Source organism: Halorubrum sp. SS7, assembly GCF_005435055.1.
Classification (GTDB): Archaea; Halobacteriota; Halobacteria; order Halobacteriales; family Haloferacaceae; genus Halorubrum; species Halorubrum salinarum.
The window spans coordinates 545-754 of the sequence record NZ_SGXV01000185.1 but is presented as its reverse complement, the minus strand read 5'-3'; positions in this window follow the sequence as shown (position 1 = coordinate 754).

Sequence of the window (210 nt, the reverse complement as noted above, 5' to 3'; positions counted from 1 at the left end):
AGCGGGACCGTCGCGGAGGACTGCGACACGTTCGGTTTCTCCGGCGACGTCACGCGGCTACGGATCGACGGCAACGCGTCGCTCACCTTCCGGAGGTGAACTGATGGCGCCACGCCGCAGCCCTCTCGGAGAGCCGCCGCTCGGTCCGCGTCGACACCGTCCCGCAGGGAGCCTCGCGACGGGGAGCGACCGCACGGCGGAGGGAGCATG